15 protein-coding genes are annotated in these 18,708 nt (G+C 70.7%); 3 read left to right on the top strand and 12 right to left on the bottom strand.

Annotation, left to right across the window (positions count from 1 at the left end):
* Positions 1-27: 27 nt before the first annotated feature.
* Together AC4FS1_RS15980 and AC4FS1_RS15975 are read right to left on the bottom strand one after the other, a co-directional pair.
* Positions 28-3,021: an AAA family ATPase gene (locus AC4FS1_RS15980; RefSeq protein WP_491156692.1), complete on the bottom strand. Its 2,994-nt coding sequence runs from the start codon at positions 3,019-3,021 to the stop codon at positions 28-30.
* Positions 3,018-4,172 carry an exonuclease SbcCD subunit D gene (locus tag AC4FS1_RS15975; RefSeq protein WP_491156691.1) on the bottom strand — a complete coding sequence of 385 codons (1,155 nt, stop codon included), beginning with the start codon at positions 4,170-4,172 and terminating at the stop codon, positions 3,018-3,020. The genes AC4FS1_RS15980 and AC4FS1_RS15975 overlap by 4 nt, the downstream gene beginning before the upstream one ends.
* 166 nt (positions 4,173-4,338) lie before the next feature.
* On the opposite strand from AC4FS1_RS15975, the gene AC4FS1_RS15970 reads away from it, so the two are divergent.
* Positions 4,339-4,827, top strand: coding sequence for an 8-oxo-dGTP diphosphatase (locus AC4FS1_RS15970; protein WP_491156690.1), 489 nt, complete (start codon positions 4,339-4,341; stop codon positions 4,825-4,827).
* Between the two features lie 21 nt (positions 4,828-4,848).
* Here the strand turns inward: AC4FS1_RS15970 and AC4FS1_RS15965 are convergent, their stop codons facing one another.
* Entirely contained in the window at positions 4,849-5,142 is a 294-nt protein-coding gene (locus AC4FS1_RS15965) for a DUF2277 domain-containing protein (protein ID WP_491156689.1), read from the bottom strand.
* A gap of 54 nt (positions 5,143-5,196) precedes the next feature.
* On the opposite strand from AC4FS1_RS15965, the gene AC4FS1_RS15960 reads away from it, so the two are divergent.
* Positions 5,197-5,949 (top strand): alpha/beta fold hydrolase, encoded by a 753-nt coding sequence (locus AC4FS1_RS15960; protein WP_491156688.1) that lies wholly within the window; start codon positions 5,197-5,199, stop codon positions 5,947-5,949.
* 148 nt (positions 5,950-6,097) lie between these two features.
* On the top strand, positions 6,098-10,054 hold the full coding sequence (locus tag AC4FS1_RS15955) for an IPT/TIG domain-containing protein (RefSeq protein ID WP_491156687.1): 3,957 nt from the start codon (positions 6,098-6,100) through the stop codon (positions 10,052-10,054).
* A 257-nt stretch (positions 10,055-10,311) separates the two neighbouring features.
* Here the strand turns inward: AC4FS1_RS15955 and AC4FS1_RS15950 are convergent, their stop codons facing one another.
* The 9 genes from AC4FS1_RS15950 to AC4FS1_RS15910 form a co-directional block, all read right to left on the bottom strand.
* Positions 10,312-10,710, bottom strand: coding sequence for a hypothetical protein (locus tag AC4FS1_RS15950; protein ID WP_491156686.1), 399 nt, complete (start codon positions 10,708-10,710; stop codon positions 10,312-10,314).
* A 2-nt stretch (positions 10,711-10,712) separates the two neighbouring features.
* Positions 10,713-10,958, bottom strand: coding sequence for a hypothetical protein (locus AC4FS1_RS15945; RefSeq protein ID WP_491156685.1), 246 nt, complete (start codon positions 10,956-10,958; stop codon positions 10,713-10,715).
* 81 nt (positions 10,959-11,039) lie between these two features.
* Positions 11,040-11,336, bottom strand: a complete 297-nt coding sequence (locus AC4FS1_RS15940) for a DUF1622 domain-containing protein (protein ID WP_491156784.1) — start codon at positions 11,334-11,336, stop codon at positions 11,040-11,042.
* Positions 11,337-11,368: 32 nt separating this feature from the next.
* On the bottom strand, positions 11,369-11,668 hold the full coding sequence (locus AC4FS1_RS15935; RefSeq protein ID WP_491156684.1) for a GNAT family N-acetyltransferase: 300 nt from the start codon (positions 11,666-11,668) through the stop codon (positions 11,369-11,371).
* Positions 11,669-11,730: 62 nt separating this feature from the next.
* Positions 11,731-13,167, bottom strand: coding sequence for a GH1 family beta-glucosidase (locus AC4FS1_RS15930; RefSeq protein ID WP_491156683.1), 1,437 nt, complete (start codon positions 13,165-13,167; stop codon positions 11,731-11,733).
* Positions 13,164-15,395: an alpha-xylosidase gene (gene yicI, locus AC4FS1_RS15925; protein ID WP_491156682.1), complete on the bottom strand. Its 2,232-nt coding sequence runs from the start codon at positions 15,393-15,395 to the stop codon at positions 13,164-13,166. The genes AC4FS1_RS15930 and yicI overlap by 4 nt, the downstream gene beginning before the upstream one ends.
* On the bottom strand, positions 15,395-16,300 hold the full coding sequence (locus AC4FS1_RS15920; protein ID WP_491156681.1) for a carbohydrate ABC transporter permease: 906 nt from the start codon (positions 16,298-16,300) through the stop codon (positions 15,395-15,397). Before AC4FS1_RS15920 ends, yicI begins: the two co-directional genes overlap by 1 nt.
* A complete protein-coding gene (locus tag AC4FS1_RS15915; RefSeq protein WP_491156680.1) occupies positions 16,300-17,271 on the bottom strand; it encodes a carbohydrate ABC transporter permease in 972 nt (323 codons plus the stop codon). Before AC4FS1_RS15915 ends, AC4FS1_RS15920 begins: the two co-directional genes overlap by 1 nt.
* 77 nt (positions 17,272-17,348) lie before the next feature.
* Entirely contained in the window at positions 17,349-18,659 is a 1,311-nt protein-coding gene (locus tag AC4FS1_RS15910; protein ID WP_491156679.1) for an ABC transporter substrate-binding protein, read from the bottom strand.
* Positions 18,660-18,708: the final 49 nt, after the last annotated feature.

Here is an 18,708-nt window from a genome sequence, read left to right as displayed (position 1 = left end):
TACTCTCCCGCGGCGGGCCCTCCGGCCTCAGGCGAGCGCCGTCGCCCCCGAGCGGATGACGCTGGCGCCCTGGGGGCCCGCCTCCACGAGAAGCTGGGCGGGCAGTTGCTCTTTCATCGCGGCGACATGGCTGATGACGCCGACGGTGCGTCCGCCCTGGCGCAGTTCGTCGAGGGCGCGCATGGCGAGTTCGAGGGTGTCGTCATCCAGCGAACCGAAGCCCTCGTCGATGAACAGGGTGTCGAGGCGGATGCCGCCGGCTCGTGCCGTCACGACCTCGGCGAGGCCGAGCGCCAACGCCAGAGAGGCGAGGAAGGTCTCGCCACCGGAGAGCGACTGCGGAGGACGCGCCTGACCGGTGTAGGCGTCCAGCACCTCGAGGCCGAGACCGGAGGCCGCGCCGCGCGCGGCGAGCGCGTCGGAGTGCTGAAGCCGGTAGCGGCCGTTCGACATGTCGGCCAGGCGCAGGTTCGCCGCAGCGACGATCTCCTCCAGCTCGGCGGCCAGCACGAACGTCTCGAGGGTCATCCGGTGCGTGTTCGGCGCGCGGCCGGACACCGTGTTCGCGAGGCGGGTGACGACGGCCGCTCGCGCGCTGGTCTCGGCGATGGCCCGGTGCGCGGCATCCGTCCGCTCGGCGAGGTCGCGCAGGCGGTCGACCACGGCGGTCGTCTCGGCGACGGTCGCGGCCGCCGCCGTGACGCGGTCGCGCGCGTCGGTCAGCGCGGCGCGCACCGGCTCCAGGTCGATCGGCTCCTCCGGCTGCTCGACAAGGGCGAGCTCGAGTTCGAGGAGGCGGGAACGATCGGCACGCTCGGCGCTCTCGTGTGCCCGCACCTTCTCCTCCATCGACGCGCGGTCGCCGGCGCTGCGCAAGGCCGCCCGTGCCTCGTCGGCATCGGCGAAGACGGAGGCGGCGAGGCGCGCATCCCGATCGACGACAGCGTCGCCCCACACCTGGGCGCGCAGGGCACTGTCGGCCGCGCGATCCCCGAGGGCGCGGAGCAGGCCACGGCGCCGCTCGGCGTCGTCGCGGCGCTCGGCGACCGAAGCCGCATCCCCGCGCGCTGCGTCGACCCGGGCGCGGAGGGCTTCGGCACGCTGCCCGGCGAGGGCAGCCTCCTGCCGGCAGCTCGCGGCTTCAGCCACGAGCGCCTCGCGGGCGGTGGCGGCCTCGGCGTCGGCGGCGGCAAGGCCCGCACGCTCGGCGGACAACCGCTCGAGCGAGGCGAGGTTCTGCTCCGCCACCGCGAGCGCCTTATGCGCGGCCTCGGCGGCGCGTTCGGCCTCCTGGAGGGAACCACTGCCGGCCCGACCCATCGCCGCGGCATGGGCGTCGCTGGCCGCACGCAGCGCCTCGGTGGCTCGTCGGTCGGCGGTCAGGGCGTCGTCCTTCGCGCGGGCGGCTGCGTCGAGTTCGGCGTCGGTGACCGGCTGATCGGACGGCGGTGCGGGATGCGGATGCTCCGCGCCTCCGCAGACCGGGCAGGGTTCACCCGCGACCAGTCGGGCGGCCAGGTCGCCCGCGGCCGACGACAGCCGCCGTTGGAGGAGCAGGGTGTGCCGAGCGGTCGCCTCCGCGAGAGCGGAGCCGCGCTCGACGGCGCGGAGTTCGGCCGTGTGCAGGGGCGCCGCCAGGGCATCGGCCTCGCGCGCGGCAGCGAGGCGGCGTTCGGTGTCCGCGACGAGCGCGGCCGCGGTGGCATGATCCGCCGGCGCAGACGCAAGGGCGCTCAGCTGCGCATCGAGGTCGTGCAGGAGCCCGGGGACGGCCGCTCGCTGGGCATCGAGGTCTTCCACGGCCTGCTCGGCGGCGGTGGCCGCCTCCGTGGCGCGGGCGACGTCCTTCTCGGCGGCGGCCAGCTCGCCCTCGGCGGTCAGCGCCTCCGTGCAGGCGGCGACGACCGCGGCCAGCTCGTCTTCGCGTGCCCGCAGCTGCGAGGGCGTGGTCGCAGTCTCCCCCGCAACGGCCCAGGACTCGATCGCCGCAGCCGCCGCGGCGGCGCTCGTGGCCGCGGCCGCTGCCGCACGATCGGCGGCGTCCAGCGCCGCGCGCAGGTCTTTCGCCGCGCGCGCCCGCGCAAGGGTGCCGCGCTGCTGCTCGATCGCGGGCGCCTCGACTTCGAGACGCGCCAGACGCGCTCGCACCTCGAGCCGCTGGCGCTGCTGCTCGGCGAGCGACACGGCGGCTCGCTCGCGTGCGAGAGCATCGTCCAAGGCGGCGTCGACGGTGCGGAGCTGTTGCGCGGCAGCGTCCGCCCGGTAGGCGGCACGCTCCACCGCGCGGACGACGGCGGCCAGTCGCCCCGCGATCCCGGCCTCGGCCGCACCGTCCTCGGGCAGGAGATCGGAGGAGCGGGCGGTACGCTCGGCCTCCTCCAGCAGCATCCGCACGTTCTCACCTTCACCGGCCAGAGCCGCCTCTGCGTCTTTGCGCATGCGGTCGAGGATCTCGGCGTACTCCTCGTACGTGCGGGTGCCGAACAGCGTCCGCAGCAGCGCCTGGCGCTCGTCGTTGCGGGCGAGGAGGAAGCGGGCGAACCGGTTCTGGGCGAGCAGGATGACCTGCAGGAACTGCTGCTGCGTCAGGCCGACGATCTCGTCGAGATGCGCGGCGACATCGACGGGGCGGGCGGCCACGCCGCTCCAGCGGGCGCCGTCGTACTCCTCGAGCATCGCCCGGTGCGGCTCGGTGGTCATTCCGCCGCCCCGCAGCTTGGGCCTTTCGTATTCCGGCGAGCGGGTGACGCGCCAGCGCCGATCGGCCGCCGTGAACTCGAGGACGACCTCGGTGGGGTCTTCGGGGTCGCAGTGGTCGCTGCGCAAGCGGCGCTCACTGCCGTCATAGCGCGGCACTCCGCCGAACAGGGCGTAGCAGACGCCGTCGAGGACGCTGGATTTCCCCGCCCCGGTGCGCCCGGAGATGAGGAAGATACCGTCGTCGGCGAACGCATCGAAGTCGACGAACTGACGCTCGCGGAAGGGACCGAACCCCGCCAGTTCGAGCCGGTGCAGTTTCATGCGTGCGCCTCCGCGACCGTGCGCGTGTCGACGACGTCGCGGATGAGGTCACGCTCGGCGTCGCTGGCACCGTCGCCCGCGCGCACGTGGGCGAGGAAGGCTTCGAACAGCTCGACATCGTCGCGCGCCGCGCGCACGCGACCCGAGTAGTCGCGGCCGTCGGGAGCCGGGACACCCTCGGGGCTGTGGATGACCGTGGCGCAGAACGCGAACCGGCGCTGCAGGCGCCGCAGGGGCTCGATCTGCGGCGTCGGGTCGGTGTACTGCGCACACACCCAGGCGTCTTCGTCGGCGGCGAACCGCGCGTCGTCGAGGAGTTCGTCGAGCGTTCCGCGCAGGGTGACGAGTCGCCGCGGAACCGGGAGCGGCAACCATTCGACGCCGGACAAGCCCGCGGCATCCAGCTCGACCAGCCAGGAGCCGCGCGGCTTGTCGCCCTCGCCGAAGCTGTAGTGCAGCGGTGCGCCGGCGTACCGCACGCGCTCGGACAGCTGCTGGCGCCCGTGGATGTGCCCGAGCGCGACGTAGTCCGGTCCGTCGAAGGCCGACAGCGGCACGACGTCGAGACCGCCCTGGCGGATCTCGCGTTCCACGCCGGGCGTGGCCTCCACACCCGCGGCGAAGCAGTGCGCCAGGGCCACGGAACGGCCACCGCGCTCGGCGAGGTCGGCGCGGACGAGATCCATCGCGTGGATCATCGTCTGGGCCTGGCTGCGCAGCTCGACACCCTCCCAGCGGTGCCGGACGATCGCCGGCTCGAGGTAGGGGATGCCGTAGAAGTGCACGGGACCGTCGGCGTCGGCGATCGTCACCGGGGTCCCGACAGCACCGGGATCGGTGAGAACCGTGATGCCCTCCCGCAGGAGCGCGGACTGGAACCCGAGGCGTGCGGCGGAGTCGTGGTTGCCGCTGGTGACGACGATGCGGGCCCCCGCCGCGGAGATCGCGGCGAGCGTGTCGGTGAGCAGGGCGTAGCAGGCGGGGGCCGGAGCGGCGGAGTCGAACACGTCACCGGCCAGCACGACGACATCCACGCGGTGCTCCTCCACCTGCGCGACCAGCGCACGCAGCACGTCGCGGAGCGCATCGAGGGTGGCATGTCCGTGGAAGGACCGCCCGATGTGCCAGTCGGAGGTGTGCAGGATGCGCATGCCAGCACGCTACGTCGCCCCTCCGACATCGCCCCGGAGGCACCCCGCACCCCCGTCGACTCGCCAGCAAACGCACGGTTTGGCGCGAGACCGCCGCCGATTGTGGCGAGTGGATGGGACGCGAGAGCGCCACACGACGGAAACACGGGCCGGATAGCCTCGACGCGTGGATCTGCCCGACGTGTGCGTCGTCTATCTCCTCCGCGACCGTGCGGACGGCGGCCTCGACGTGCTCCTCGGCTACAAGCGCCGCGGACTCGGGCTCGGCCGCGTCGTCGGCATCGGCGGCAAGGTGGAGCGCGGCGAGAGCGTCCGCGAGGGCGCGGTCCGGGAGATCACGGAGGAGACGGGGCTGCGGGTGGATGCGGACGACCTCGTCCCCGCCGGAGTGCTCGACTACCTCTTCCCGACGCGACCGGCGTGGTCGCAGCGCTCCCACGTCTTCACCTGCCGACGGTGGGAGGGCGAGCCGGCCGAAACGGAGGAGATCGTCCCGGCGTGGTTTCCCGTCGGCGGCATCCCGTTCGCGGACATGTGGGACGACGCGGCGCGGTGGCTCCCCGACGTCCTCCGCGGCGGCTCGGTCAGCGCGACCTACACGTTCGGCGATGACCTGGCCACGGTCGTGGCGGAGGGCCCGCGCTCGGTCGCGTGACGCACGGGGCGCCGGACACCGTCAGGATGCAGCGGCGACGCGCGGCGCGTACCGGCCCGAGCGCTCGGCGCGGGCGCGTGCCTTCGCGGCTTCCTCATCGCGGTCCTTCGGCGGGGCGACGGCCACGAGGTCGTGGAGGAGGTGTTCGGTGGCATGCGCGATGTCGGCCACCGCCCGGTCGAACGCCTCCTGGTTCGCACGGGAGGGCTTGGTCGTTCCGGCGATCTTGCGCACGTACTGCAGCGCGGCCGCGTGGATCTCGTCGTCCGTCGCGGCCGGTGCGAAGTTGTGGAGGGTGTGGATGTTCCGGCACATGCCGCCACGGTACGCGCGTCGCGTCTCCGCATCCAGAGCCGCTAGCGTCGAGGCGTGGAGCCCGAACTGAGCGATGATGCGTCGGTCAGTTCGTTCACTGCTTCCGGGTCGACCCTCGTAGCCGAAGCCCAGGGCACCGGGCCGACGACGTTCGTGCTGGTGCACGGCATCGGCATGGGCCGTACTGTCTTCGCGGACGCGGCACGGCACCTCCGGCGGCACGGCCGCGTGATCGCGATCGACCTGCCCGGCTACGGCGAGGCCCCTGAACCCGCCCGCACGCCCGCGATCGAGCGGATGGCGGACCTCGTCGCCGCCTTTCTCGTCGCGCGCGTCCCTGGCCGCATCGTGATCGTCGGACACTCGATGGGCTCGCAGGTGGCACTGGAGGTGGCCGCCCGCCACCCCGGCATCGTGTCGTGCCTCGTCCTGGCCGCCCCGACCGTCGACCGCCACGCCCGCAACCTGATCGTCCAGGGGTGGCGGCTCCTGCGCGACGTCGCGAACGAGCACCCGAAGGTCATCTTCGCCGGCGCCCGCGAATACGTCCGCGCCGGGCCGCACCTGAGGCGCAAGTTCCGGGCGATGCTGGCGCATCGGCCGGAGAACACCCTTCCGCGGGTGAAAGTGCCGACGCTCGTGCTGCGCGGCGCGCACGATCCGGTATGCCCGCGGGATTGGTGCCGCTTCGTCGCGGATTCTCTCCCCGACGGTCGGCTGGAGGAGATCCCCGACTGCGGACACGAGATGATGATCCGGGATGCAGCGCCCGCGGCGGCCCGCATCCTGGTGTTCGCCACCGCCTGACACGCAGCACGGGCAGAAAATATTGGCGTGCCGTGTCCACCGGTGTCAACGGTCAAATTCCCCGACGTCCAGGCCGCTAAGTTCCGAGGACCGAAGGCGACGACTGGCAGGGGGCAAGCCGTCCGACCGAGGGTGAACGGGGCAGTTCGTGTCGGAAACGAATCGGGCAGACGGAAGCGGACGGCGCGGCGGGTCGAGGAGGCGACGGCGCGCCATCGCGACGACATCGGCGGCACTGGCCGCCGCGCTCGTCATCGCGGGAGCGACGCCGGCGTTGGCGGCACCGGGGGATCGCGCAGAGGCGGAGGGGTTATTCCTCTCCGGCTCGGGCGGCGCCGTGAACATCGACGCCCTGGCGACGCTGCAGGCGCCGTACAACGCCTTTCCGCCGGGCGGGTCGTCGCGCCAGGCGCTGGACGTCACCGCGCTCGGACTTCTGGACCTCGGGCTCGGCGTCCAGCTCTTCGGCGGCAGTGACGTCGTAGAGCTCGGGGCTGTCGATCAGTACGCCCGGACGGACGCGACCGGCGCCTTCGCATCCTCCGGCCTTCTCGCCGCCGACGGCGCAATCGCGGCCGGTACGGGCGCTCCGGGTGAGAACACCACCGTGGACCTGACGCCGGTGCTCTCGGCCCTGGATGCCACGGATCTCCTCAGCAGCGCCTCGCTCGAGCTGGGCGCCCTCGCCGCCGAGGCGAGCGCCACCCGCACCACCACCGGTGCCACGATCGACAGCGACTACCAGATCGCGAGCGGTGACCTCATCCTGCAGTCGCCCGCTCTGGCCGCCCTGTACGCGGGATTGACGACCGAGGTCGCAGACCTCGACGCCGCCGTGGGCGCGCTCGATGTGGACGCATCGGGCCTCCTCGGAGTCGTGACCGGCACCCTGGACGACCTGCTCGCGGGAGCGGTCGTGCTCGGGACCCCGACGGTCGACGTGGATGTGGACCTGGGTGCCGCCCTCACTGCCGCCGCGGCCACGCCCCTGACTGCCGACGGCGTGACGATCGTGCTGTCCACCGGCACCATCATCCTGGACCTGGAGGAGCTCCAGGGCCTGAACGGTCTCGATCCGAACACCGTGCTGCTGAGCGATGCCGCGGTGATCTCCGCGATCGACGCGACGATCGACGGTCTCCTCACGGGAGTGCTTCCCACCGCGCTCCAGAACGCTCTGAACGCCGCGTCTCTCGACATCGAGGTCGCGACCAGCCTCACCGTCGCCGGGGTGCCCCTCGGCGAACTCGTGATCGACGTCGACGGCACGGTGGGGGGCTTCCTCGACCTCCCCGGGGCCGCGGAGCCTGAGGCGAGCGTGGACGCGCCCGGCCTGCCGGCTGTGGTCGACCTCGACCTCCTCCTCGACCCGCTCGCGGACTACGTGACGGCAACACTGGTCCCCGCTGTGGGCGCCGTCCTCGAGCCCGCCCTGAACCCCGCGGCATTCGAGGCCTATCTCGACAGCACCACGAGCGGGGCCGTCACGGCCCTCGCGCCGCTCCTCGGCGCGGTCAATGAGGTCGTGGAGATCACCGTCAACGTGCAGGAGAACCCCGGCACGTTCCGCAACGCCGCCGGAACGGATGCCGGTTCGTTCACGCAGCGCGCGGTGCAGCTGCGGATCGCGCCGGATCTGGGACCGAGCGTGATCACCCTTCGCCTGGCTTCGGCGACCGTGCGCGCCGTGGCACTGGCTCCGCCTGCCGGGCTCGCGATCGATCCGCCCCGCGGCCCGGTGACCGGCGGAACCCCCGTGACGATCACGGGGACCGGCCTCACCGACGTCACCGACGTGACGTTCGGCGGCGTGCCCGGGACGGAACTCCTCGTCAACTCGGACACCAGCCTGACGGTGGTCACCCCGGCGGGAGCAGCCCCCGGAGTCGTGACGGTCGCCGTCACAGGCCCGGACGGTACGAACACGTCACTCGTCTTCGAGTACTACGCCGTCACGGCCGTGACCGCCATTGCTCCCGATTCCGGCACGACGGAGGGCGGAACCGAAGTCACGATCACCGGCGTCTGCCTCACCGGTGCGACCGAGGTGCTCTTCGACGGTGTCGCCGGGACCGATCTCGACGTCGTCAGCGACACCCAGCTGACCGTCACCGCCCCGCCGGGCACCGCCGGTCTCGTCGACGTCACCATCGTCAACCCGACCGAGTGCGGGAACGAGACGGTGCAAGACGGGTTCACCTACGTCAACCCCGGCGCCCCGACCATCATGGGAATCGACCCCGACCGGGGCCCCGAGACCGGTGGCACGACGGTGGAGATCACCGGCGTCGACTTCACCGGTACGACGGCCGTGACCTTCGACGGCATCCCCGCGACGGAGTTCGAGGTCATCAGTGACACGCTGATCAGGGCGGTCTCGCCGCCGCACGCGCCCGGCGGAGTCGACGTGATCGTGACGAACGCCGCCGGCGACTCGGCAGGGTTCGACTTCGAGTACTTCGCCGTCGCGGACATCTCGTCCGTCTCCCCCGACGCCGGTCCGGTGGCGGGCGGCACGACGGTGACGATCACCGGGTCGTGCTTCACGGATGCCACCGCCGTGGAGTTCGACGGCATCGCGGCCACGAGCTTCACGGTCGTGAACGACACGACGATCACGGCGGTCGTCCCCGCCGGAGCGGGCGAAGGCGCGGTCGACGTGACCGTCGTCGGCGCGGGCGATTGCGGCACGGCGGAAGCGCCCGACGCATTCGAGTACTTCCTGCCTCCGGTCGTGACCGATCTCGACCCCGCACAGGGGCCGGAGACCGGCGGCACGCCGGTGACGATCATCGGCTCCGGCTTCGCCGGCACGACGGATGTCACCTTCGACGGCATCTCCGCAGGCACGGTCGAGGTGGTCAGCGACACGGAGATCCGGGTGGTGGCACCGCCGCACGCGCCCGGCCCCGTGACGGTCACGGTCGTGCACCCCGGCGGCGACGTCGATGCCGGCGACTTCCTGTACCTCAACGTGCCGAGCATCGCCTCGCTCACACCCGACCAGGGGCCCGAGGACGGCGGCACGGTGGTCGTGATCACCGGTGAGGGCTTCACCGGTGCGACCGGTGTCACCTTCGACGGGGCGGCCGGCACCACGTTCACGGTCGACAGCGACACGCAGATCACGGTGACGAGCCCCGCGCACGTGCCGGGGAACGCCGCCGTCGTGGTGACGCACCCCAACGGCGACGCGCCGCCGCTGTCGTTCGCCTACATCGAGGGCACCGAGGTGGACGCGGTGACGCCTCCGGGCGGGCCGTTCGCCGGCGGGAACACGGTCGTCATCACGGGCGTCTGCTTCACCGGCGCCACGGACGTGTCGTTCGGCGGCGTGCCGGCGACATCCTTCACCGTCGACAGCGACACCCGGATCACGGCGACCGTTCCGGCGGGCACCGGCATCGTGGACGTGACCGTGGAAGGTGCCGACGCGTGCGGCACCGACACGCTTCCCGATGCCTACGAGTACACCGACGACCCGGTGATCGGGACGATCGATCCCGCGGTCGGCCCCGAGACCGGAGGAACGGTGGTGACCATCACCGGCTCGAACTTCACGGGCGTCACCGGCGTGACCTTCGACGGGGCTGCCGGAACCGGGCTCGTCGTCGTCAGCGACACCGAGCTGCGGATCACCGCTCCCGCGGGCACGCCCGGTACCGCGGATGTCGTCGTCACCGGCCCGGCCGGAATCAGTGACGCCGGCGTGTTCACGTACACGCCGGTGACCGCTGTGGACGCCGTCACGCCGGGGAACGGCCCGACAGGTGGCGGCACCACGGTGACGATCACCGGCTCATGCTTCACGGGTGCCACGGCCGTGCTCTTCGGTGGCACCGCGTCGCCGCGCTTCACGGTCGTCAGCGACACGGAGATCCGTGCGACGGCCCCGGCGCGGGCGGCCACCGGTGCGGTGCCCGTCAGCGTGGTCGGCGGAGGAACCTGCGGTACCGGCTCGCTGGCGGGGGGCTTCAGCTACTTCCCGGGCGCGGCAGTGCTTCCCGCCACGGGAGCCGAGGCACCCGTCGCTCTCGCCGGGATCGCGTTGCTCCTCCTCGGCGGTGGCGCGGCCCTGCGGCTCCTGCGACGCCGCACCGCCTGACCCACACAAAGCGAGGGCCGCACCGGAGTTCCGGTGCGGCCCTTCGCGTGAGACGACGCGGCATCCCTCTCGTGCGGGAGTGCGTCGCATCCCCGACATCCATCCCGGTCCCGGAGGCGACGTGGCACTTCGTGCCCTCCCAGCCCGCACAGATCGACTCGGCGAGCACACACGTCATGGGGCACCGTAACGTGTGTGCTCGCCGAGAGGATATGGGCAGGGGCGAGAGGGGCGCGGCGCGGCCGCCCCGCGAGGGGTCAGCGCTGCGCGATCTCCGCAGCGAGCGCGCGGATGCGGTCGTCCCCGACGTCGGTTCCGGTCTCGGTGAAGCGCTGACGCAGGACGTCGGCGATACGCTCCTCCGGGGCATCACCCACGTCGGCACGCGTCTGAGCCACGATTCCGTTGACGCGGTCTTCGTCCGAGGCGTCGTGCATGTCCATGGCCGGTTCGTCCTGCGTGCCGGGCGACCCCGCCGTCGGGGCGTGGGCGTCCGGAGCGACGGCGCCGCCCTGCACGGTCGATGGCGCCTCACCGTGCTGGATGGTGGCGTCGCCGCCGCGATCCTCGTCCTGCGCGGGTTCGATGGGCGACTCGTCATTGCGGTCGGGGTAGTTCCCACCCGGCTTGTCGAATTCGTTCGCGGTTCCGGACATCGTCAGCTCTCCTCATCCGTGGACATGTCGGGGTCGGCGACCTGAGTAGGCGCGTCGCTCTCGACGGGTGCGACGTCGGTCGCATCGTCGCCGGGCTCGGTCGGTGACAGATCGGAGTCGGTCAGACCCGACGAGTCCTGCGCCTCGCGGTTCCGCTCGGCGGTCTCGCCGTCCGCGGTCGCTCCGCTCTCCCAGCCGCCGGCGGGGTCGGCGTTGATGACACCCTCGGGCAGGTCGCGATCATCCATGGCGTGTTCCTTCCGTCGCTCTCCTACCCTCGCGTGTCCCCCGCGCGGCGGGGAAGGGCTTGACGCTCGGAACCGGGGCGACTACCTGCCGGCAGAACCGGTCGCGGCCCGGTCTCGCGCGACGGCACCGGCGACCACATGCGCCCCGGTCGTGGTGAGCGCTCGGCGCCAGGGCAGGACGGCGGCGACGAGCACCTCGAGCCCCAGGAGGATGCCGCCGCCCAGAGTGGTGCGCACCACGGAGAACGCACGCGCGCCCCCTTCGCCCCGCGTGAGGGCGCGGATGCTGAGCACCACGGCGACGACGAACCCCGCTGCCATGGCGACTGCTCCGATCGCCTCGAAGACGACGGCCACCGCGTCGAAGGCGTCCTTCATGTGCACGCGCTCAGTGTAGAGCCGCGAGAACCTCAGGCGGAGTGGCGGGCGCGCAGGATGCCGGCGCGCTCGGGGTGGGCCGCGAACCAGTCGGCGACGTACCAGCACACCGGGATCACCTCACGGTCGCCCGCCGCCTCGAGCTGCGCGACGGCGCGGTCCACGACCTCGCCCGCGTACCCGTGTCCGCGGAAGGTCGGGATCGTGTAGGCCCGCGTCATCGCGACGGTCCGGCCGTCGTCGCGGTAGTCCAGCACGCTCACGAGGTCGTCGCCGCAGTGCAGCGTGTAGCGCGAGGCGTCTTTCTCGTCGGCGAAGCGCAGTTCGGTCACCCCGATAGGGTACGCCTGTCTCCGGCGCACGGCGTCGGGGCGCGGGGTCCTTCGGGCTCGACTCAGTCCGGAAGCACTCCGGTGCGCGCGAGCTCGCTGTACCAGCGGCCGCTGTCCTTCACGGTGCGCTCGAGAGTGTCGAAGTCGACGCGCACGATTCCGAACCGCTTGGAGTAGCCGTAGCCCCACTCGAAGTTGTCCATCAGCGACCAGACGAAGTACCCGCGCAGGTCCACGCCCTGCTCCATCGCCCGATGCGCGGCGGTGAAGTGACGGCGCAGGTAGTCGACACGATCGGGGTCGGGCACCGAGCCGTCCCCCGCCACGACATCGTCGAAGGCGGCGCCGTTCTCGGTCACCATGAGCGGCTGCCCGGGGAACTGGTCCCGCAACGACACGAGCAGCTCCTCGAGTCCCTCGGGGGCGATGTTCCATCCCATGGCCGTGTACGGCCCCGGCTGCTCGAGGAATTCCACGACACCGTCGCTGCCGGGCCAGGCCGTGCCGCCGTCGGCGGCCTTGTGGCCGTCGTTCTGCTGCTTCGGCGACGCTCCGTCCCACATCTGCACCGTGACGGTCGAGTAGTAGTTGACGCCCAGCACGTCGATCGGCTGAGAAATGGCCTTCAGATCGCCGTCCTGAACGAACGACCAGTCGGTGACGGATGCGGTGTCCTCGAGCAGGTCGGCGGGGTATTCGCCGCGCAGCATCGGGCCGGTGAAGGCGCGGTTCGCGAGGGCTTCGACGCGGCGGACCGCCTCGGCGCCGCGATCGCCGCGCCCGCGGGCGACGTGGAAGTTCAGCGTGACCGAGTAGTCCGGGTCGCCGGTCGAGGTGGCCCGGAGTGCCTGCACGGCGCGCCCGTGCGCGAGGTTGAGGTGGTGCACGGCGGCCAGCGCCGCGGCCGGCTCATGGCGCCCGGGCGCGTGCCCGCCCTGCCCGTACCCGAGGTAGGCCGAGCACCACGGCTCGTTGAGGGTCGTCCACGTGTGGATGCGATCGCCCAGCGCCGCGCCGACGACCTCCGCGTAGCGCTCGAAGGCGTCGGCGGTCGTCCGCGCCGCCCATCCGCCGGCATCCTCGAGGGGCTGCGGAAGATCCCAGTGGTAGAGCGTGGCGACGGGCCGGATGCCGCGCTCGAGCAGACCGTCGACGAGACCGGAATAGAAGTCGAGCCCGGCCTGGTTCACGGCCCCCGTGCCGGTGGGCATGATGCGCGGCCAGGCGATCGAGAAACGGTAGGCCCCGAGTCCGAGGTCGCTCATCAGGTCGAGGTCGGACTCCCACCGGTGGTAATGGTCGCACGCCACGTCGCCGGTGTCGCCGTTCCACACCTTGCCCGGGGTCTTGCTGAACGTGTCCCAGATCGAGGGTCCGCGGCCATCCTCCGCCGCGGCGCCTTCGACCTGGTAGGAGGCGGTCGCCGAACCGAAGGTGAATCCTTCGGGGAAGAGGAGGCCGCTGTCGCGGTAATCGGCGTTGCCGGCAGAGGCGGTCATCGGGTGATCTCCGAACGGTCGGCCGACAGGACGGCGGTGCGTCCATCGGGAGTGGTGACGTGCACGTCGGCGGTACCCTCCCCGCCCGGGAAGACCCGGAGGGTGAGGCCGTCGAGGTAGTCGTAGTCGGGGCGGTCGGCGCGCGCCCCCCACGGGAGGACGGTGCCGGGTCGAACATACAGCGGAAGACTGTCGAACCCGTGGCGTTCGCGGCGCCAGCGGCCCCCGTCCACGCTCTCACCGGTGAGGAGATGCGTCCACTCCCCCGCGGGAAGGTAGAAGTCGACCTCGCCCTCGGCGGAGAACACCGGCGCTACCAGGATGTCCGAACCCAGCATGTACTGCCGATCGAGGTGGGCCGCCGCGGGATCGTCGGGGAACTCCAGCGCCATCGGCCGCAGCACCGGCACACCGGTTGCCGCGGCATCCACGCCCGCCTGGTACAGGTACGGCATGAGCCTCATCTTCAGCTGCGTGAAGGTGCGGGTGACGTCCACGGCCTCCTCGTCGAACTGCCACGGCACGCGGTACGAGTCCGACCCGTGGAAGCGGCTGTGCGTGCCGAGGAGCCCGAACGCCGTCCAGCGCTTGAACACGGCGGCGTCGGGGGTGCCTTCGAACCCGCCGATGTCGTGGCTCCAGTGCGCGAACCCGCTCATCGCCAGGGACAGGCCACCCCGGAGGGTCTCGGCCATGGAGGCGAAGGTCGACGTCGAGTCGCCGCCCCAGTGCACCGGCATGGTCTGGCCGCCGGCCGTGGCCGAGCGGGCGAACAGCACCGCCTCGCCCTCGCCGCGGATCTCCTCGAGCACGTCGAAGACGGCCTTGTTGTAGAGGTGCGTGTAGAGGTTGTGCATGCGGTCGGGGGCGCTGCCGTCGGCGTAGACGACGTCGGTGGGGATGCGCTCGCCGAAGTCGGTCTTGAAGCAGTCGACGCCCTGGGCGACGAGGGCACGGAGCTTGTCCTGGTACCAGCGGGTCGCATCGGGGTTGGTGAAGTCCACGAGCCCCATGCCGGCCTGCCACAGGTCCCACTGCCACACCGACCCGTCGGGACGCTTCACGAGGAAACCCTGCTCGGCGGCCTCGGCGAAAAGCGGCGCCGCCTGGGCGATGTACGGGTTGATCCACACGCACACCCGCAGGTCGCGGTCGTGCAGGCGCTGCAGCATCCCGTCGGGGTCGGGGAAGACACGCTCGTCCCACTCGAAGTCGGTCCACTGGAATTCCCGCATCCAGAAGCAGTCGAAGTGGAACACCGAGACGGGCAGCTCGCGCCGCGACATCTCGTCCAGGAACGAGGTGACGGTGGCCTCGTCGTAGTCGGTGGTGAAGCTCGTGGAGAGCCACAGTCCGTAGGACCACGCGGGTACCACCGGCGGGCGGCCGGTGAGGGCGGTGTAGCGCGAGAGGACGTCCTTGGGGGTCGGCCCGTCGATCACGAAGTACTCCAGTGCCTCACCGGGCACGGAGAACTGCACGCGCTCGACCGCTTCGGATCCCACCTCGAACGAGACATGACCGGGGTCGTTCACGAGCACCCCGTACCCGCGGTTGGAGAGGTAGAACGGCACGTTCTTGTAGGACTGCTCGCTGGAGGTGCCGCCGTCGGCGTTCCAGATGTCGACGGTCTGGCCGTTCTTGACGAAGGGTCCGAACCGTTCGCCGAGACCGTAGATGAATTCCCCCACACCGAGGTCGAGCTGCTCGTGGATGAACGCGCGGGGCCGCCCGACCGGGCTGCCGGCGCGCGCGTTCCCCACGATGCCGGGGTCGACCTGGGCGTCGTCGGTGAGCGTCAGATAGCCCTGGGCCTTGTGGCCGCTGGACGTGAGGGTGCGGCCGGCCGACGAGAACGACAGCGACCACGGTGCGCCGGGCGTGATCTGCGCCTGCAGGTTCCCGGTGCGCAGGCTCGCGCCCGCAGCATCCACCTCAACGGCTGCCGTGTTCTCCGTGGCGCCCGGCAGCCCGAACGACAGTCCGCGGCCACCCCCGACGTGGTGCTCGACCCGCACGCGCACGACCCCCTCGGACGGCGAGGAGAGGGTCACCGTGAGCACGGGACGGTTGAGGGTGTCGCCGCGGCGCTCGATGACCTTGGTCGGGGCGATCACGCGGATGCCGGGGCCGTCGGCCGTCCGAGTCTCCCGGATGTCGTAGGCCTCCTGGCCGTACAGCGCCGTGACGCCCGGTCGGAGCTGCCAGAAACCATCGGTGAACTTCATTACTTGACTGCTCCTGCGGTGATGCCGCGCGTGAGGGTGCGCTGGAAGATGAGGAAGAAAAGGAGGGTGGGGATGAGGCCGAGGAGGGCCGATGCGCTGGTGGTCGTGACATCCATCAGTCGATCGCCCTGAAGGACGGCGATCGCGACGGGCACGGTCTGGTTCTCGTTCGAGACGAGGAACGTGAGGGGGATGAGGAACTCGTTCCAGGTCCAGATGAAGAAGAAGATGAGCAGCACCGACAGGGTGGGGCGGCTGATCGGGAAGATCACCCGCCACAGGATCTGCCACCGGCTGGCGCCGTCGATCGAAGCGGCCTCGAGCACCTCCTTGGGGAACGTGCCGTACACCGACGACAACAGGTACGTGCCGAAGGCGGCCTGGATGACGGTGAAGACGATGATGACCGACCACACGTTGTTGTAGAGGCCGACCTCTCGGAACATGTAGTACAGCGGGTAGAGGAGCGCCTCCTGCGGCAGCAGGTTCGCCAGGAGGAACAGCAGCACGATCCACGAGCGACCGCGGACCCGTCCGATGCCGATCGCGAAGGCGTTCAGCACGGAGATCAGCACCGCCAGGACCGACACCATCCCGGCGATGAAGAACGAGTTCCACACCTTCTGCGGGAAGTTCACCCTCTCCCAGAACGCGACGATCCCGTCGAAGTTCAGGGCCGTGGGCAGTGCGAGCGGACCGCCGTTGGAGTAATCGGTGGGCGACTTGAAGGAGTTGATGAGGATCAGGTAGAACGGCGCGATGATGACGATCGCGGCGACGACCGCGAAGGCGAGCAGCAGCCAGTCCACTCCGCGCTTCTTGGTCATCCCTCCTCGCCCCTTGCCGCCCGCGGGGCGCGGCTTCGCCGAAGTGGGAGCCGCGGTCACGGCTATCGTCGTGGCCATCAGAGCCCCGCCCTTTCCTTGCGCTCCGCGCCGTTCTGCGCGCGGATGAACAGAATCGACACGATCGTGATGACGATCGTCAGCGCCGTGGCGATGGTGGCGCCGTAGCCCACCTGCTGCGACTGGAAGAACTCGCTGTAGGCGTAGTAGGCGGGCACGATCGTCGAGGTGCCCGGTCCTCCGCGGGTGAGGACGTAGACCGGCCCGAACACCTTCAGTGCGGCGATCGTGCACGTGAGGGTGACGACGTAGATCTCGGGGCGGATGATGCTCACCGTGATGGAGCGGAAGCGCTGGAACCAGTTGGCACCGTCGAGCTCCGCCGCCTCGTACAGCTCGGGATCGACGCGCTGCAGGGCGGCCATGAACACCACGACCGGGTAGCCGATCTGGATCCAGACGAGGACGACCATGATCGCGGCGAGGGCGGTGTCGGGTGAGCCCAGCCAGTTGTGCGCCAGGAAGCCCAGCCCGACGTTCTCCAGAAGCGTGTTGAGTGCGCCGTCCTGCGGGCGCAGGATCCAGCCGATGACGATGCCGGCGATGGCGGCAGGAAGGATCTGCGGAAGGTAGTAGGTGGCGCGGAGGAAGCTCGCCAGGCGCCCACCGAACTTGCGCCCGATGACGTCGAACAGGAGGGCGGCGAGGACGAGCCCGATGATCGTCGGAAAGACGACCATCGCGATGATCATCCAGATGCTGTTGCCGAACGACGTCCAGAACTTCGCGTCGCCCACCAGCTCGATCCAGTTCTCCAGACCGATGAACTCCGGCGGCCGGATGCCCCGCCAGTCCGTGAAGCTCAGATAGATGTTCCAGATCAGCGGGATGACCACGATCACGGTGGCCAGCACGAGACCCGGCACAAGGTACAGCCAGTAGGCGGCCGTGCGTCTCCGGCCCTGGGGAATCAGCGGCTCTTCGGGCGGGAGCTTGGTCCGCGGGGCGCGGACGAAGGGAACAGCGGACATCGCCGGCTCCTCGGGCGTGGATGGATGAAGTGTGCAGGGGGGCGGGGTGGCCCGACGCGGCGGGCCACCCCGGTCGATCAACGGAAGTCGTCGACGTACGAGTCGTACTCGGCGCCGAGGGCCTCCTGGACCTCTGCCGCCGTCTTGGTGCCGTTCACCAGCTCCTGCAACTCGGCGACGAGGCTGTCGTAGAAGGTCGGGGTAGGCCAGTCGGGGTAGAACGACAGCCCGTCCTGCTCGTTGACGGCGTTGAAGGCCTGGATGAGCTCGAGGCTCTTCGGGTCGGTGATGTCCGCCTCATCCGCGGCGACGGGCAGACCGCCGTTGTTGCCGATGAGCGCCTGGATCTCGGGACGCATGGTGATGTCGATGAACTCGTACGCGAGCTCCTTGTTCTCCGCGCGCTCGGGGACCACCCAGAGGTTGCCCGACGAGCCGAGGCTCAGGGCGCTGTCGGGGAAGGGGAACAGCCCGAAGTCGAACCCGTCGATCTCATCGACGAAGCGTCCGTACCACCAGCTGCCGGACACGAAGATCGGTGCCGTGCCGTTGATGAACGACAGACCCGCGTCCTCGGCCTTCTGCCCGGTGACGTCCGGCGAGAAGTAGCCCTTGTCGGCGTACTCGAGGACCGTCTCGGTGGCGTACGTGATCTCGTCGCCGGTCCAGTCGACCGGGTTCTCGTACAGCTGGTAGTCGTTGACCCACTGCCGGTCCGCCTGGCTCAGCGCCAGCTGGTACCAGAGCTGACCGAGCGGGTACTCCAAGCCGGCCTCGGCCAGCGGGGTGATCCCCTGCGCCTGGAAGGCATCGAGCACGGCGATGAACTCGTCGTAGGTCGTCGGCACCGCGAGCCCGGCGGCGGCGAAGGCATCCTTGTTGTAGTAGACCGTGACGAACTCGCCGTAGTTGGGAACGCCGTACCAGGCGCCCGAACCCATGACGCCGTCCTCGTCGTAACGCGCGGTGGTCTGCAGGGCCGAGGCCAGCTGGTCGTCCCAGCCGTGCTCCTCGACCGCGTCGCTGATGTCGGCGATGAGGCCCTGGCTGGCGAGGAACCCGGCCGTGGCGTTGCCCTTGTTGAACTCCATCAGGTCGGGCGCTTCGTCGGAGTTGAGCACCTGGCTCGCCGTGGAGCGGATCTGTTCGAAGCTGCGCTCCTCGAATTCGACGGTCGCGCCCGTCTCCTCTTCGAAGACCTTGATCGCCTCCGCCCAGGCGATGCCCATGGCGCTGTTGTCACCCTCGTAGTGCCAGAGGGTCAGGGTGTCGTCTCCTTCGCTGTCGCCCGATCCGCCGGAGCAGGAGGTGAGAGCGAGCGCGGCCACCGCTGCGGTGGCCAGAGCCGCGGCGGCACGGCGCTGGGTGTTCCTGGTGATTCGTGCCATCTTCGGCACTCCTTTCTGAGTGACTTTTCTTGGTGACGTGCTGGTCGGG

The sequence above is a fragment of the Microbacterium sp. Z12_35 genome (genome assembly GCF_058310475.1).
This window is presented reverse-complemented; position numbering and strand designations above follow the sequence as displayed.

Coding starts and splice junctions, on each gene's coding strand:
- AC4FS1_RS15980 (WP_491156692.1), bottom strand. CDS start 3,021: ATGAAACTGCACCGGCTCGAACTGGCGGGGTTCGGTCCCTTCCGCGAG.
- AC4FS1_RS15975 (WP_491156691.1), bottom strand. CDS start 4,172: ATGCGCATCCTGCACACCTCCGACTGGCACATCGGGCGGTCCTTCCAC.
- AC4FS1_RS15930 (WP_491156683.1), bottom strand. CDS start 13,167: ATGACCGCCTCTGCCGGCAACGCCGATTACCGCGACAGCGGCCTCCTC.
- AC4FS1_RS15940 (WP_491156784.1), bottom strand. CDS start 11,336: ATGAAGGACGCCTTCGACGCGGTGGCCGTCGTCTTCGAGGCGATCGGA.
- AC4FS1_RS15950 (WP_491156686.1), bottom strand. CDS start 10,710: ATGTCCGGAACCGCGAACGAATTCGACAAGCCGGGTGGGAACTACCCC.
- AC4FS1_RS15945 (WP_491156685.1), bottom strand. CDS start 10,958: ATGGATGATCGCGACCTGCCCGAGGGTGTCATCAACGCCGACCCCGCC.
- AC4FS1_RS15965 (WP_491156689.1), bottom strand. CDS start 5,142: ATGTGCCGGAACATCCACACCCTCCACAACTTCGCACCGGCCGCGACG.
- AC4FS1_RS15915 (WP_491156680.1), bottom strand. CDS start 17,271: ATGTCCGCTGTTCCCTTCGTCCGCGCCCCGCGGACCAAGCTCCCGCCC.
- yicI (WP_491156682.1), bottom strand. CDS start 15,395: ATGAAGTTCACCGATGGTTTCTGGCAGCTCCGACCGGGCGTCACGGCG.
- AC4FS1_RS15920 (WP_491156681.1), bottom strand. CDS start 16,300: ATGGCCACGACGATAGCCGTGACCGCGGCTCCCACTTCGGCGAAGCCG.
- AC4FS1_RS15910 (WP_491156679.1), bottom strand. CDS start 18,659: ATGGCACGAATCACCAGGAACACCCAGCGCCGTGCCGCCGCGGCTCTG.